This is a genomic window from Paenibacillus sp. PAMC 26794 (assembly GCF_000316035.1).
Lineage (GTDB): Bacteria > Bacillota > Bacilli > Paenibacillales > Paenibacillaceae > Paenibacillus.
Window position 1 is genome coordinate 1 of sequence record NZ_ANHX01000086.1, and the last position, 16,411, is coordinate 16,411.

General features: G+C 46.0%; 9 protein-coding genes and 11 tRNA genes. 19 read left to right on the forward strand and 1 reads right to left on the reverse strand.

Annotated elements, in window-relative coordinates; genetic code table 11:
* The first annotated feature begins 11 nt into the window (after positions 1-11).
* From D829_RS0127385 to D829_RS0127435, 11 genes are all read left to right on the forward strand, one after another.
* Positions 12-87 (forward strand) — tRNA-Asn (locus tag D829_RS0127385).
* A 3-nt stretch (positions 88-90) separates the two neighbouring features.
* Positions 91-163 (forward strand) — tRNA-Thr (locus tag D829_RS0127390).
* A gap of 10 nt (positions 164-173) precedes the next feature.
* Positions 174-245 (forward strand) — tRNA-Glu (locus D829_RS0127395).
* A 7-nt stretch (positions 246-252) separates the two neighbouring features.
* Positions 253-328: transfer RNA gene (locus D829_RS0127400), tRNA-Val, on the forward strand.
* Positions 329-338: 10 nt separating this feature from the next.
* A tRNA-Gln gene (locus D829_RS0127405) sits at positions 339-413 on the forward strand.
* Positions 414-422: 9 nt separating this feature from the next.
* Positions 423-498 (forward strand) — tRNA-Lys (locus D829_RS0127410).
* A gap of 6 nt (positions 499-504) precedes the next feature.
* Positions 505-585: transfer RNA gene (locus tag D829_RS0127415), tRNA-Leu, on the forward strand.
* A gap of 10 nt (positions 586-595) precedes the next feature.
* Positions 596-670: transfer RNA gene (locus D829_RS0127420), tRNA-Gly, on the forward strand.
* A 7-nt stretch (positions 671-677) separates the two neighbouring features.
* Positions 678-754 (forward strand) — tRNA-Arg (locus D829_RS0127425).
* 15 nt (positions 755-769) lie between these two features.
* Positions 770-843 (forward strand) — tRNA-Pro (locus D829_RS0127430).
* Between the two features lie 11 nt (positions 844-854).
* Positions 855-925, forward strand: a tRNA-Gly gene (locus D829_RS0127435).
* Positions 926-1,159: 234 nt separating this feature from the next.
* On the opposite strand, the gene D829_RS0127440 is transcribed toward D829_RS0127435, so the two are convergent.
* Positions 1,160-1,501, reverse strand: coding sequence for a WGxxGxxG family protein (locus tag D829_RS0127440; RefSeq protein ID WP_017692115.1), 342 nt, complete (start codon positions 1,499-1,501; stop codon positions 1,160-1,162).
* Between the two features lie 577 nt (positions 1,502-2,078).
* Between D829_RS0127440 and ppc the strand changes: the two genes are divergently transcribed.
* The 8 genes from ppc to ectB all read left to right on the forward strand — a co-directional run bounded on the left by ppc (position 2,079) and on the right by ectB (position 15,675).
* The gene (ppc, locus tag D829_RS0127445; protein WP_017692116.1) at positions 2,079-4,871 is read left to right on the forward strand and encodes a phosphoenolpyruvate carboxylase; all 2,793 of its coding nucleotides are present in this window, start codon (positions 2,079-2,081) and stop codon (positions 4,869-4,871) included.
* A 261-nt stretch (positions 4,872-5,132) separates the two neighbouring features.
* Positions 5,133-5,699 carry an RNA polymerase sigma factor SigW gene (gene sigW, locus D829_RS0127450; protein ID WP_017692117.1) on the forward strand — a complete coding sequence of 189 codons (567 nt, stop codon included), beginning with the start codon at positions 5,133-5,135 and terminating at the stop codon, positions 5,697-5,699.
* 136 nt (positions 5,700-5,835) lie between these two features.
* Positions 5,836-6,450 carry a zf-HC2 domain-containing protein gene (locus D829_RS0127455; RefSeq protein ID WP_017692118.1) on the forward strand — a complete coding sequence of 205 codons (615 nt, stop codon included), beginning with the start codon at positions 5,836-5,838 and terminating at the stop codon, positions 6,448-6,450.
* Positions 6,451-6,763: 313 nt separating this feature from the next.
* Positions 6,764-7,600: a diadenylate cyclase CdaA gene (gene cdaA, locus D829_RS0127460; RefSeq protein ID WP_017692119.1), complete on the forward strand. Its 837-nt coding sequence runs from the start codon at positions 6,764-6,766 to the stop codon at positions 7,598-7,600.
* The gene (locus D829_RS32020; protein WP_017692120.1) at positions 7,593-9,086 is read left to right on the forward strand and encodes a CdaR family protein; all 1,494 of its coding nucleotides are present in this window, start codon (positions 7,593-7,595) and stop codon (positions 9,084-9,086) included. Before cdaA ends, D829_RS32020 begins: the two co-directional genes overlap by 8 nt.
* A 72-nt stretch (positions 9,087-9,158) precedes the next feature.
* Entirely contained in the window at positions 9,159-10,499 is a 1,341-nt protein-coding gene (glmM, locus tag D829_RS0127470; protein WP_017692121.1) for a phosphoglucosamine mutase, read from the forward strand.
* Positions 10,500-11,248: 749 nt separating this feature from the next.
* Positions 11,249-13,081, forward strand: coding sequence for a glutamine--fructose-6-phosphate transaminase (isomerizing) (gene glmS, locus D829_RS0127475; RefSeq protein ID WP_017692122.1), 1,833 nt, complete (start codon positions 11,249-11,251; stop codon positions 13,079-13,081).
* 1,310 nt (positions 13,082-14,391) lie between these two features.
* On the forward strand, positions 14,392-15,675 hold the full coding sequence (gene ectB, locus D829_RS0127480; protein ID WP_017692123.1) for a diaminobutyrate--2-oxoglutarate transaminase: 1,284 nt from the start codon (positions 14,392-14,394) through the stop codon (positions 15,673-15,675).
* The last annotated feature ends 736 nt before the right edge of the window (positions 15,676-16,411 follow it).

Genomic DNA, 16,411 nt, shown 5'->3' on the forward strand with positions numbered 1-16,411 from the left:
ATGCATATTATTCCCTGATAGCTCAGTTGGTAGAGCACTCGACTGTTAATCGAGTTGTCACAGGTTCGAGCCCTGTTCGGGGAGCCATTTGCTCTCATAGCTCAGTAGGTAGAGTGCATCCATGGTAAGGATGAGGTCACCGGTTCGATCCCGGTTGAGAGCTTTGGAAATGGGGCCCGTTGGTCAAGGGGTTAAGACACCTCCCTTTCACGGAGGTAACAGGGGTTCGAATCCCCTACGGGTCATATAGTTGGAGGCTTAGCTCAGCTGGGAGAGCATCTGCCTTACAAGCAGAGGGTCGGGGGTTCGATCCCCTCAGCCTCCACCATATTTTTTAATGGGGATTAGCCAAGCGGTAAGGCAACGGACTTTGACTCCGTCATGCATAGGTTCAAATCCTATATCCCCAGCCATTTTAGTATGAGTCATTAGCTCAGTTGGTAGAGCACCTGACTTTTAATCAGGGTGTCGAAGGTTCGAGCCCTTCATGACTCACCATCATATGCGCGTGTGGCGGAATTGGCAGACGCACTAGACTTAGGATCTAGCGTCTTTGACGTGGGGGTTCAAGTCCCTCCACGCGCATCCTTTATTTGCGGAAGTGGCTCAGCGGTAGAGCATCGCCTTGCCAAGGCGAGGGTCGCGGGTTCGATTCCCGTCTTCCGCTCCAATATTTTGCGCCCTTAGCTCAGCTGGATAGAGCGTTTGACTACGAATCAAAAGGCCGGGAGTTCGAATCTCTCAGGGCGCGCCATTATTTTTTTAGTATCGGGATGTAGCTCAGCTTGGTAGAGCACCTGGTTTGGGACCAGGGGGTCGCATGTTCAAATCGTGTCATCCCGATTTTTGTTTATGCGGGTGTAGTTCAATGGTAGAACTTTAGCCTTCCAAGCTAATAGCGTGGGTTCGATTCCCATCACCCGCTTACAGGATATAATGAAAGAGCCTTTGCAGATGCAGAGGTTTTTTTATTTTTATTACCGCAAGAATTAGCAGTTATTTTATGTAATATTTTATGTAAAGTACAGTACAGGTTTATTTAAAAAAGAGCCAAGACCCCTTTACTATCCAAATAGGGAGGTCTTGGCTCTTCTGTTTATCTCTGTGGATGAGCTGCTTCTAAAGCGTAGCAGCTATTGTATCGTGACATGAGTACAATTTAACGTTCGTTGTGATCCGTCACTCTTTTACGCATACCAGCTAAGCCAAGCAGTCCGAGCAAACCGAGCCATCCCCAACTCATACCATTGTCACGGTTGGTTGTCGTGGCGTTTGCACGAACACTGTTGGTACGATAGTCACCATTGTTGCGGTAGTTTCCATCCATATTCAGGTTGGTGTTTGTGCGATCCATGTAGTTGGTGTCCTGATAAGACCGGACACGTGATCCGTTGGTGTTGGTATCCATTCCTTTGGACATATGACCATCAGCAGCAGCAGGGCCAGCCATCGCGGCCACCAGAAGCACGGAAGCAATAATTGATGTACCTTTCTTCATCATTTAGATTCCTCCTTTTTAGTAAGAGCTATAGATTAATCTGCCCAAGAAGACAAGTACATTATGTAGAAATGATGTGTTAAGATATCCCTACGATTACAGTAGGTTAGGAACATACATAAGAAACTCCCCTAATAAGCAGACTGTAGTGGGAAGAAAATTATAATTACATCTTTAATTTATTGCGTCACTGTGGTAAAGTATACAAAAGCTTGCTTTGCCGGTCATGTTTCTTTGTATATCATCTGTTCTCAAACAATGAAATTATGCGGTTTAACCTTAATATCAGGTACATGGGATCATATCTAAATGAACTGTATATTTATAAATTTTTAAGTATAGGTATGAGACATTTGATTTATCTAAAGTACGTGAAAAAGGTATCATGCGACAGCATATGACCATTAATTGAAGCAGAACAAGAAAATGAATAAAAAAGCGTGTTTTTGTGCTGTAAATCGGGGATAATCCCCATTTTTTCTAGTAGAAAAATAAAGATTTTCGTACCATTTTATTGTATGATGTTATGAAGGTGTCAAATTTACGTGTACGAATGGAACGATCAGATGGGAGGATAAGCATGACTGAAACTATGGTAACCGCCAGCAAAAGCCAATCCAACAACCTGCTTCGGCGAGACGTGCGGTTCCTGGGCAATATACTCGGAGAAGTTCTTGTCCATCAAGGCGGCACGGAGCTTCTAGATATCGTTGAGAAGATTCGGGAAACGAGCAAATCGTTGCGTGCAGAATTTCTGCCAGAACTGTATGCAGAGTTCAAAACGATGATCCAGGAATTAGACTCGGACAATCGTCACCAGGTTATTCGGGCTTTCGCTATTTATTTTCAATTAGTTAATATTGCTGAACAAAACCATCGGATCCGGCGTAAACGGGATTATGAACGTTCTGCAGGGAACGCTGTGCAGCCAGGATCGATTGAGAAAGCAGTACAGGATCTTAAGGAACGTGGATTGTCTCATACAGAGGTGGAAGAGATTCTCGACGATTTGTCGTTGGAACTCGTTATGACAGCTCACCCAACCGAAGCCATGCGCCGGGTTATTTTGGACATCCATAAACGGATATCTGAAGATGTCATGCTTCTTGATAATCCTACGCTGACGTTGCGTGAACGTGAACAGTTGCGTGAGAAACTGCTGAATGAGGTTATTACACTCTGGCAGACAGATGAACTTCGCGACCGCAAACCGACTGTACTCGATGAAGTGCGGAACGGGATGTACTACTTTCATGAAACGTTGTTCCACGTACTTCCGGATGTATATCAGGAGCTGGAACGCTGCCTGAACAAATTTTATCCTGACCATGACTGGCATGTGCCGACGTATTTGCGGTTCGGTTCCTGGATCGGTGGAGACCGGGATGGAAATCCTTCGGTAACTTCAGATGTAACATGGCAGACGTTGTTGATGCAGCGCAAGCTCGCTTTGCGTGAATACCAACGGATTATGATTGAACTTATGGGTCATCTCAGCTTCAGCACAAACATCATCCATGTATCGGATGAGCTGGTGCAGTCGATTGAGCAGGACCGTAATTCTGTTACATTGAAAAAAGTGGATATCTGGCGGAATGAAAAAGAGCCATACCGCATCAAATTGGCCTATATGATTGCCAAGCTGAACAATGTACTGGATGAGAACAAATTAGGTCAGCCTGACCGTTATCATAGCGCACAGGATTTGATTGATGAACTGATGATTATTGATCGAAGTCTGCGCCATCATTTTGCCGATTACGTAGCAGATACGACCATTCGCAAAATGATTCGTCAAGTCGAGTTGTTTGGTTTCCATACCGCAGCATTGGATGTGCGTCAGCACAGTAAGGAACATGAAAATGCGATGTCGGAGATTTTGGCGAAAATGAACATTGTAGAGGATTATGCACGTCTGACTGAAGACGGTAAAATCGATCTGCTTGCTCGTTTGCTGGATGATCCGCGTCCGCTTACTTCTCCTTATCACCAATACACGGAGGGTACCAAAGAGTGTCTGGATGTCTTCCGTACCATTAAGCGTGCCCAGAACGAATTTGGGAACGGCTGTATCACAAGTTACCTGATCAGTATGACTCAGGGTGCAAGTGATTTGCTGGAGGTTATGGTATTTGCCAAGGAAGTGGGCTTATTCACCAAAGGACACAACGGTGACGTTGTATCTACTCTTCAAGCGGTACCACTGTTTGAAACGATTGATGATCTACATGAGGCTTCAGATATTATGCAAAAGCTGTTCAACCTTCCTGTATACCGCGCAAGCGTAAAAGGACGGAATGAACTGCATGAAATCATGCTTGGTTATTCAGACAGTAACAAGGATGGCGGCGTGGTTACAGCCAACTGGGAACTACGCGTAGCAATGAATGCCATCACGGCTGTAGGGAATGAACACGGCGTTAAGCTGAAGTTCTTCCATGGACGTGGCGGGGCTCTTGGACGTGGCGGCATGCCACTCAACCGCAGTATTCTTGCTCAACCACCACATACGATTGGTGGGGGCATCAAGATTACGGAGCAGGGAGAGGTTATTTCTTCCCGTTATTCTCTTCAGGGGATTGCATACCGCAGTCTGGAGCAAGCAACTTCGGCTTTGATTACAGCAGCACTCAATGGACTTGAGCCGCAAGAGTCAGCATCCGAACGTCATTGGGACAGCATCATCAAAGAGATTTCGGAAGTATCTCTGACGAAATATCAGGATCTGATTTTCCGTGATCCAGACTTCTTCACCTTCTTCAAAGAATCAACGCCGCTTCCGGAGGTTGGTGAGCTGAATATTGGTTCCCGTCCATCCAAGCGTAAAAATAGCGATAAGTTTGAAGATCTGAGAGCGATCCCTTGGGTATTCGCCTGGACTCAAAGTCGATATCTGCTTCCGGCATGGTATGCGGCCGGAACAGGATTGCAAAGTTACTATCAGGATAAAGAGGAAAATCTGGTTGTCCTGAAAGAAATGTATGCAAGCTTCCCATTCTTCCGTACATTAATTGATACGGTACAGATGGCCGTAGCCAAGGCAGATCTGGTCATTGCCAAAGAATATTCAGCTATGACTTCGAACAAGGAAGCCCGTGATCGCATCTACGGTCAGATTGAAGCCGAATTCAAGCTCACAAAAGAGCTGATTCTGAAAATTACCGGAGAAGCTGAAATTCTGGATGATGTACCGGTTATTCAAGAATCCATTCGCCTTCGTAACCCTTATGTGGATCCGTTATCCTACATGCAGGTTCAACTTCTGAGCGAGCTCAGAGATATGCGTGAACGTGGTGAGGATGATACGGAACTGCTCAGAGAAGTGTTGCTGACAATCAATGGCATCGCTGCAGGACTGCGTAACACAGGTTGATGATTGAACTGGCGCATTTGAATAATTATATGTAACAAAGTACCCATTACCCTGTTAACTAAAAAGCTACATTCTCTGCTCTACGGAGTAAGAGATGAAACGGGACTCCTGCGGGAGTTCCCGTTTTTACTGTTTTTGGCGGATATTTGTCATACAGTCTTGATTTTTGACCAAAGTTGATTTACGATTTGATTGGTGAATTACAAGTGTGGACGGGTATCAGAAGACGGAAGACCCATCAGCATGTCTGGGGGAATAAGGGTGGACAATTTGGAGAACAGGCTTGTGAAACTGGTGCTCAAGGGCGACCAGAGAGCCTTTGCAGAAATCGTTGAACTATATAAGGACAAGCTATTTCATTTGGCATACCGGATGCTGAACAATCGTCATGAAGCTGAAGACGTTGTGCAGGAGACGTTTTTGCGTGTGTTTCGTAATATGGAGAAGTACGATCCGAACCAGAAGTTCTCAACCTGGATCTACCGGATCGCAACGAATCTGTGTATTGACCGACTGCGCAGGAAGAAACCTTCATACTCTTTGGATGCTGAACTGAATGACCAGGAAGGATCTGATGGTTATGCGATGCTCCCGAGTGATGATCGTACACCGGAGAGTGAAGCGCTCCTGTCAGAAACGCAGACACTCATTCGCGAGGCCATTGACAGTTTGCCAGCCAAGTATAAGTCCGTTATGATTCTGAGATATTTACAGGACTTGTCGCTACAGGAAATCAGTGATGTGACAGGTATGCCCGTAACAACGATCAAGACACGCGTTCATCGGGGCCGTGATTTTTTACGTAAAAAATTGGAGTATAAGCTATAAATGTTAAACGCCTTTAAATATGGGCGAAATTATTTGAAACATATCTGAAACGGATGCGTATGTAATGTATGCAAGTCTTATGCGTGCTTTTTAATGGCACATGGACTAAGTGATTTAAGAAAGGATTGGCTCTCATATGGATTGCAACTCGGCCGTCTCTTTAATGCATGAATGTTTGGATGAGTCGTTGTCCCCGGCCCAGAAGGTTGAACTGAAAAGTCACCTTGTGATCTGTCCGGATTGTCGCATGCGCTTTAAAGAGTTGGAACAGACGGAAATGCTACTCTTTGCCATGAAACACTATTCACCGTCTGCCTCTGATGAGCTGACCAATCGAATTATGAATGCTCTGCCCCAGCCCAAGAGACAGCAAGTATGGCTCAAATGGGTCAAAGGACATCCCGCGCTGACGGCGGCAGCCTTCTTTTTGGTCGTGATGCTCTTTAGCGCCTTGAATTTCTGGAATCAGAACAACGAAATGGTCGTTAAGGGAAATAACCTGGACCAGATCGTGATTCAGGGTAACACGGTTATTGTTCCTGAAGGTAAGTCAATTGCTGGCGATCTTACGATAGAAAATGGAACCGCACAAGTATATGGTGATGTGAACGGCAATCTGACGGTTATCGACGGACAACTGTTTCAGGCTTCAACGGCGCATATCTCAGGTCAGGTGAAAAGTATTGATCAGGCGCTGGACTGGTTCTGGTACAAAATAACCAATATGGTAAATGAAGTGGCTTATCGCTAGAACAGGGTAAAATCTTCAATGGTATATACCAAGCAGGGTACCTCCAGATTGCATGGGGTACTCTTTTTTTATACACAAACTTTGTAATTCATGGTAAATGTGATGTTTATGTGCAGTTTGAGACTGCCGTAACTTGCAACCTGAACGTTAACGTTATAACCTAGATACTAAAGAGAACATACTACTACATATAGATAAGCATTTTGCACATATCGAAAGATGCAAAAATGCGAGATAAAGGATTATTTAAAATCCTAATGGGTTAATATGAGATCAGGGTTTACTCATCAATGGGGATAGCGGGGGCTGGCTTATGAATTATTTTGCTGACTTAACGTGGACAGAGTCCATTAAGGACGTTATCGATATATTGATCGTTACCTATATTATGTACAAACTGATTTTGCTTGTTCGGGGGACACGTGCGGTTCAGCTCCTGAAAGGGATTCTGTTCCTTGTGTTGATCTGGGCATTAAGTACGTGGCTAAACCTGTATACGCTCAAATGGTTAATGAACCAGATGTTTACGTTTGGTGTCGTTGCGGTGTTCATTATCTTTCAGCCGGAACTGCGTCGTGGTCTGGAGCAATTGGGACGCGGTAAGTTGTTCGGACGTTCAGCGGCAGCGAGTGATGAAGAATTAACGGTGTTAATTGGTGAGATTATTAAGTCTGTTAATTATTTGTCACGGCGTAAAATTGGCGCATTGGTCGTATTTGAACGTGAAACGGGTCTGAACGATTACACGGAATCGGGCATTAAGATGCATTCTTTGGTCAGCTCGGAGCTGATGATTAACATTTTCATTCCAAATACACCGCTCCATGATGGAGCCGTCATTATACAGGGAAAACAGATTTCGGCGGCAGCTTGTTATTTGCCATTATCAGAGAATCCTTTTATCAGTAAGGAATTGGGAACACGTCACCGTGCAGCAATCGGGATTACCGAAGTTGCAGATGCGATCTGTTTGGTTGTCTCCGAGGAGACAGGACAAGTGTCACTGGCAATGAATGGACAGGTCGTTCGTGATATTAAGGAAGAATCGCTGATCGCCAAACTGTATGAGGAGTTGCGCCCTACATCCAATCTGAAAAAGAATGGCTGGACAACCTTCTGGAAACGGAAGGGAGGACGTAACAATGGATAAGTGGTTTAACAATAATAACTTTGCCAAAATACTTGCGCTTGCGGTGAGCCTGCTGCTCTGGTTCATGATTCATCTGGATGAAGTACCAACCACTCCTACGATTACGACAGGCACAACCAACAAGGTTGTGGAACGTACGGTGCCTGTTCAACCCTATGGATTAGACAGCAACAGCTATGTGCTCACTTCATTAAGTACGGATGAGGTCCGACTGGAGATCAAAGGGCAACGCTCGATGCTAACATCGATTTTTACCAATGATGATTACAAGGTATTGGTCGATCTGAGCCAGGTGAAAGATGGGTCCAATACACTGCCACTTGTACCTGATTTGCCTTCTGGGGTAGAAGTGGTCAGCATGGAACCTTCCATGGTTACGGTGAACGTAGAAAAATTGGGCACCAAATCCTTCAATGTGAATATTGTACCCGAAGGGGAACCATCCGCCGGATACAGCGCTGGAACGCCCGTAATTGAACCTTCGACGCCGGTTAAGGTAACTCTGCCCGAAGGGCAACTCGAGGCTGTAACGAAGGTCCAGGGCAGTGTGAGCGTGAAAGATGCCAAGGAAGATGTCATACAGAAAAAAGTGAAACTTCAAGCATACGATGCTGAAGGCAAGGTCCTTGAAAATGCGATTATAACGCCTCAAACGGTTGAAGTCCGAGTTCCGGTCAATCAGCCCTATACATCTGTACCCTTAAGAATCAAATATTCGGGACAGCTTCCGGAAGGCCTGGTACTCTCCACGGTAGAGCCAAGCGTGAAAGAAGTCTCGGTTTATGGATCAGAGGATGCGCTTGCGGGTATACAGTCCTACGACCAAGTAACCCTTGATCTTACACAGTTTGATCAGTCGGGTACATCGACAGTTAACGTGGACTTGACGCCGCCTTCCGGTTTTGAGAAAATCGAGCCTAGTTCGATTCAGATCAAGGTAACCATATCACCATTTGACGAGGCAGAGGAGACAACCAAAGTCTTTCCAAACGTCCCCATCACACTTACCGGTGCGGGGAATGGACTGGAAGGGACGCTGGTTACGCCTCGAAGCGGCGGTCTGAACCTCACACTTACAGGCTCAGCAAGTATGCTTGAGGGTCTGAGTAGTGATGATCTCACGTTAACCGGGGATCTTGCTGGACTTGCGGTCGGAACGCATGAGATCAAGCTTGAAGCCGACCTGCCCCGTTATGCCAAACTGGATGAACCATCCACTGCATTGAGTGCGACGGTCAAAATTAGCGAAAAGGCTGAAGATACCACGACCACTCCTGGCGAAGAACCGACGGACGAGGGAACGGTAGCACCTGACCCAACACCAGCCGAGGTTGAAAATGGGGAAACAGAGCCTGTTCCTGATGATGAAGAAACGGAATCGAATACGGATACTCAGGATCAGGGTCAACAGGGGAGCACAAGCAGTCGAGGTAATTTAAATAATAATAACAGCGGTACTGGCAGTAAAAGTGGCGCGAATCCGTAAACGTTCTAATTTTAAAATTCTCAAAAAATAATAATAGTGCTCGTATATGATGCGAATAGAAGGAGTTAAATCATGGGGAAATATTTTGGTACAGACGGTGTAAGAGGGGTTGCCAATAAAGAGTTAACGGCAGAGCTGGCTTACAGCATTGGACGTTGTGGGGGTTACGTGCTTGCAGGTGGTGTGGAAAGACCAAAAGTGGTTATCGGCATGGATACTCGTATCTCGGGATTGATGTTGGAATCCGCATTGGTTGCAGGTCTGTTGTCCATTGGCGCTGATGTAATCCGTCTGGGCGTTGTATCCACTCCGGGAGTGGCGTATATTGCACGTTTGTTGAAAGCTGACGCGGGCGTGATGATCTCCGCTTCCCACAATCCGGTTGAGGATAACGGAATCAAGTTCTTTGGCGGAGATGGCTTCAAGCTGTCTGATGAAACAGAGAACCGGATTGAAGAGCTGATGGATGCGGAGACAGATCAATTGCCACGGCCAGTTGGTGGCGGGCTGGGTACTGTAACGACAGATGAAGAATCCCGTTATCGTTACCTTGATTTCCTGAAAACGACTGTAAATGAATCGTTCTCTGGACTTAAAATTGTTTTGGACTGTGCAAACGGAGCAGCTTATGAACTGGCACCGAAATTGTTCAGTGAACTAGGTGCAGAAGTCATTGCCATTGGCGCTGAGCCTAACGGCCTGAATATTAATGAGCAATGTGGATCAACTCATCCAGAGAACCTGAAACAAGAAGTGCTTAAACATAAAGCAGATCTGGGTCTTGCTTTTGATGGGGATGCGGATCGTCTAATTGCTATTGATGAGACTGGCGCTGAAGTGGATGGAGACTTCATTCTGTGTATCTGCGGTGATGCGATGAATCGTGCAGGCAAGTTGAAGGACAGTACTGTTGTATCGACCGTTATGAGTAACATCGGATTCTACAAAGCAACGGAGAAACTTGCACTGAAAACAGCTAAAACGGCAGTAGGTGACCGTTATGTGATGGAGGAAATGCGTCGCGGTGGTTACAACTTGGGTGGAGAGCAATCTGGCCATGTTATTTTCCTGGATTACAATACAACTGGAGACGGTATGCTGACTGCGATTCAACTCGTGGATACGCTCAAGGCTTCCGGTAAAAAACTGAGTGAACTAAAAGCGCTAATGACCCAGTACCCACAAGTATTGGTGAATGTGCGTGTTGAAGATAAGAGCAAATACGAGGGCAATGCTGCAATCGAGCAAGCTATCGCTACAGTAGAACAGCAACTCGGCGATAATGGACGTGTACTCGTTCGTGCTTCAGGTACTGAATCTCTGATCCGTGTTATGGCGGAAGGACCAGATAAAGACGAACTTGAACAATTTGTGTCTCAAATCGCAGATGTAGTGCAAAAAGAACTGGTATAGGACTGGAAGATGTAAGAAATACCTTCTGCATACGGTTTTCTTAAGGGAATTGTTGTGTAGAACGAGGCTTAATATAACATGATTTAGGACTTATGCATGGATATTCCTGCGTCCCGGCTTAATGAGACCATAGGTCCGTTTATCCGGTCGGGATTGTAGGTGAATATGCTAAAATTTTCACAGGTACTTTGCTCCATTGCAAAATGGACCTGACGTGCATATAATGAGTGGAGTCGTCATTCAGACACAGAAAGTGAGGAACGTAAGGTTACAGTTACACAAGCGCCAGAGCTTGGAGTTGCGCGGGATGATGTTGATCAGGATTTCTTCTAAGTTGAAGAACGGCTGATTAAGATCAACGGCAATCAAGCTGACGAGGTGGAGGTGTTCGGATTGTTCGGCGGGGACCTCCCGGTGAAGCACCAGAGCCGTAAACCGGATTGCGGAAAATGGATAGGTGACTGTCCACACAACGCGCCGGTGCAGGTGCAAGAGTTAAACTAAAATTCAAATGAATGTGCGTGAAGAGCGTAAACAGTACGCGGATGGGAAAATGATGTACATTCATGATTGCTTTCATTACAGCTTATGATGACAGCGGGGCGACACGAGGTCGCTCTGATCATTGATAATTGAATAATTACCAAGTATTCATGAAACGCTAGGCAATCACTCATTTTTCCGATATGCCGCCTCTGCCTGTTTCTCTTCGTGACACAGTATTCATATACAAACGGAGGAAATAAATTATGTGCGGTATTGTTGGATATATTGGTAATAAGAACACTCAATCGGTATTGGTCGAAGGATTGAAGAAACTTGAGTATCGTGGGTATGATTCTGCAGGTATCGCGGTATTCACACCGGAAGGTCTGCAAATCACGAAAGCTCTTGGTCGTCTTGCGAACCTTGAAGCCAAGCTGGATGGTGCACCACTGGTAGGTAATGCCGGAATCGGACACACACGTTGGGCAACTCATGGTAAACCATCGGATGAGAACTCTCATCCACACACGGATGGAAGCCAGAAGTTCTCTGTTGTGCATAACGGTATTATTGAGAACTACCTGGATCTGAAGGACGAATTGATGGCTCAAGGGCACACGTTCACTTCCGAGACAGATACTGAGGTTATCTCTCACCTGATCGCACGTGAATACAATGGTGATATCGTCAAAACAGTACAAAAAGTGATCACGTTGTTGCGTGGCGCATTTGCACTGGGTGTATTGACAGAGCATGAGCCTGAGAAACTCGTAGCTGTGCGTCAAGCAAGCCCATTGATTATTGGTATTGGTGAAGGCGAGAACTTCATTGGTTCCGACATCCCGGCAATTCTGGAACATACACGTAATGTGTACATTCTGAATGATGGTGAAATGGCTGTATTGACACATGATGCTGTCGAATTGATGACGATTGAAGGCAACTTTATTTCTCGGGAAATGATTCGTGTCGATTGGGATGCTGTAACCGCAGAAAAAGGCGGATTCGAGCACTTCATGCTGAAAGAAATTCATGAGCAACCAAAAGCATATCGTGATACTATGCTGGGTCGCATCGATAATGAAGGCAAAAAAGTTCAACTTCCTGAGTTGAAAATGACTGAAGAACAAATTAAAAATATCCGTAACGTTCAAATCATTGCATGTGGTACAGCGTACCATGCAGGTCTGGTTGGACGTACAGTGATTGAGCAATTGGTACGTATTCCGGTTGAAACAGATGTGGCTTCCGAGTACCGTTACCGTTCCCCAATCGTTCACAAAGATACACTTGTAATCGTAGTGAGCCAATCCGGTGAAACTGCCGATACGCTTGCTGCATTGCGTGAAGCACAATCCAATGGTGCACATGTACTGGCAATCACAAACGTAGTGGGCAGCTCCATTGCACGTGATGCAGATGATGTTATCGCAACATTGGCAGGTCCTGAAATTGCAGTAGCTTCTACCAAAGCGTATACTTCACAGTTGATCGCGTTCAACTTGCTTGGTCTGTACCTTGCACAAGTTCGTGGTACTCAATCTGCAGAAGAGATTGAACACATGCTGGCAGCGATGCAAGCATTGCCTGAGCAAGTGGAATCCATGTTGGAGCAAGCGGAAGCAATCAAAGGATATGCAGAGCAAATCTCCAAACATGAACATCTCTTCTTCATTGGCCGTGGTCTTGACTATGCAGTAGCTCAAGAAGGATCTTTGAAGCTGAAAGAGATCTCTTATATTCACTCCGAGGCGTATGCTGCGGGTGAGTTGAAACATGGTACGCTTGCATTGATCGAAGACGGTATCCCTGTTATTGCCCTGGCAACGCAGGAGAACGTACTTGAGAAAACAGTGAGCAACATTAAGGAAGTAAAAGCACGTGGCGCAGATGTATTGGCAATTACGTATGAAGAGCACGTAGCACCATTGCTGAAATCCGTAGACCAAGCGTTTGCGATTCCTAAGACGCTACCACTGCTTAGCCCTGCTTTGTCTGTAGTTGCGCTGCAATTGCTGGCATACTATGCTTCCCTGGCACTGGGTCATGATGTGGATAAACCACGTAACCTTGCGAAAAGTGTAACAGTTGAGTAAGGTAAGGAATTCTGTATAATTTACTTTATTGTCTAGTGATAAATAAGTGTAGAACCATTAACAAAAGTATGGAACTACACGAACTATTGCCCAATGACATGGATAACGGGTTGATCAATAGATTCAGTAAACTAATAAAGTATGAACAAAATAATGGTCCTGATGACTTTAAGTCATCAGGACTTTTTTGATGTTTCAGGAGGGTGGTTCTAAATATTAGAACCACCTTATTTGTGTTTTTTCATTGTAAATTGCGGTCATTCATTGGACGAAAATCCATCAGATTATAAAGTATCTTAGGAAGAGTATCCTTTTGTAATTCTCACATTTGAAATATTCTTCGTGCACGAATGTAATCAACTTCTTAAAGAGAATCATTAACCTTCGCAACTCGTAAGTGCAAATATATCCCCAAGAAGGATGCGGATCGGGCATAAAAGATCATTTGAATGGTAAAGGAAGATGACTGAACGTGACGGGTACATCTTTCAGCAACTCACAAAATGGTATGCCAAGAAGCAACAATGCGCTCGATGAAGAAGCTTATTACGCGAAGTAAAATTATTGACCGTTCAATTCGGACTCAGAACGCGATTGTAATCTGCATGTAAATGAGTGAAGGACATCGGAAAGCGTATAAGGGAAAACCTCACCTACGGTTTGACGAGGAGGAGCAGAATATATTTACCCTTTACTCTAACAGAGGCGTAGAGAAGAAGGCGTGATACAAAACGATGTCGGCTACCATCCGTGCGGACGCTGTGACCAGTTTCCAGCCAGGCTTTCAGAAATTGGTCAGGTAATCATGTTGAAAATTACAAAGTGCAAGGAATCGGAACACCGGCAAAGAATATTTAAAGGGAATATATACCAAATTTACCTGTTAAATGACTGGATGTCAACACTCGTCGAATTCCTTGATTGATGTCAAATCATGCCCAACGTTTCTTCTCCATTCACTATTTTTAACGAAAAATGTTAACACATAATGTTTTATGAACCAAATTTAACAATATAATGACTATATTTAACAAAAATTTCACTATACATTCTTGTAAATTTTGATATAATTCAACCTAGGTCTTATTCCCTATTATTCTAATAAATGGAATTGTAGGGTTTTTTATACCCATCCAAGCTGTGTGCGAGAGACCAGTATACTGGCTTACCAACAAGCCGGCATGTGGGGACCAACAATTGTGGAAAATGACAGCCTAGAATATGTTGCTCCATGACGTCAGAAGGTTTAGAAAGGAAGGTTCAGAAAGATGGAGCCAACCTTATCCCAATTCCGATGGAGGATGAAGCGAGTGAGCATTTTTGAAAAGCTGGAATCCAACGTAAGATCTTACTGCAGAAGCTTTCCGGTGGTATTCGACCGGGCCAAGGGAGACCTTTTATATTCTGAGGACGGAAGAGCATATATTGATTTCTTTGCAGGTGCCGGGGCACTCAATTACGGCCATAACAACGATTATATTAAAGACCGGGTTCTCGATTACTTGACCTCCGACCGGATTATGCACGGTCTGGATATGTATACAATGGCCAAGCGTGAATTCATCCAGAGCTTCTCCGAGCGGATCCTGGAGCCGAAGAAGCTGAATTACAAGCTTCAATTCTGCGGTCCAACAGGGACGAATGCGGTGGAAGCGGCCCTGAAGCTCGCACGCAAGGCGAAGAAGAGAAGTGGAATATTCGCATTCATGGGTGGCTTCCACGGCATGTCGCTCGGCAGTCTGTCGGCGACAAGCTCCAAGTCCATGAGAGAAGGGGCGGGGCTTCCTCTGGACGGAGTTACGTTCATGCCGCACCCGAGCGGGGCTTTCGCAGAAATGGATACGCTCGGTTATATCGAGAATATCCTGACTGATTCGCACTCCGGAATCGACAAGCCGGCCGCGATTCTGCTTGAAACGGTACAAGCCGAAGGCGGAATTCACGTTGTCGACGCGCAGTGGCTACGTGAGCTGCAGCAGATTTGCCGCAGGCACGATATTCTGCTCATTACAGACGAGATTCAAGTAGGATGCGGCCGGACAGGCGAATTCTTCTCCTTCGAACGTGCGGGGATCGAGCCGGATCTCATTACCCTGTCGAAGTCGATCAGCGGGTACGGCCTGCCAATGTCCCTCCTGCTGCTGAAGCCCGAACTGGATATCTGGACGCCGGGCGAGCACAACGGCACCTTCCGCGGCAACCAGCTGGCTTTTGTGGCCGCGAAGGCTGCTCTAGAGTTCCGGGACAGAACCGAACTGGAAGCTCAGGTGAAGCAGAAGGAAGAATATGTGCGCTCGTTCCTTGATCAAGAAATTAAGCCTCTGCATCCGTCCATCGCCATCCGCGGACTCGGCCTGATCTGGGGCATTGACGTCTCGGGGTTCATGGATGAAGCCGGGGCGAAGCGGGTGACGGATATCAGCTTCGAGAACGGGCTCATCATTGAAAGAGCAGGCAGAGGAGATTGTGTGCTGAAGATCATGCCTCCGCTGACCGTCTCGATGGAGCATCTGGCCGCCGGCTGCGACATTATCAAGTCCAGTATGCAGCAGGTGATCTCTCAGGAGACCAAGGATTTACTAGTAACGACCTAAGCTTGGCCAAGCCGATGGTCGCCCCCGGCAAGAGGCACGAAAGTGCCTTCCGGAGGGCGTGCGGACTTGATGTTAAGGTAGCGCTTTCACCTCATGCTACCTGCGGTAACGTCAATCAGCATGGAATTCTCCGGCAATCCAAGCGCAGTCCCGTTCGTGCCATACGGAGCATTCTTTGAGCCTCATGCAGTACCCTCGTTAAATTTAATCGTCAGGAAAAGCTCACTACCCCGCAGCCGAATCTTTACTTATCCACACCAGGGCTGTGGGGGAAAAATCAAATCGTACATAGAGTGTATCAATACCCCATAAACATAGGTTTCGTCAAAGGTAGCTCGGGTACCAAATCAGGAGGTACGATCGACTTCCTGCTAGACGGCCGGAACCCTGTGGCAAGCCTTACATCGACAGGAGGAACATTCCTTGTCGTCTATCCCCAAATCCAATTCCGAACCCAAGTTAAACCAAATCCCGTCTTCGGGTGGCTCGTCCGCAGCAATCTTATTGAAGCAGAGGAGTCCAAAGTAGCCGCATCTCTTGCGTAGAACGATGTTTGTTGTCCTCTACGCATGGGAGCCGAGCGGTACAGCTGCTAGGCAGAGGATTGCCGTATGCGGTCAACCGGGCAATCCAAGCGGTGACATGGCGTAAGCCATTGATATTGTTGTCAGATGTTTGAAAAGGAGTGGAGCGTTGCTTCGGCATATGCTCTGCCGGATTGCTTTTACCGATGAAG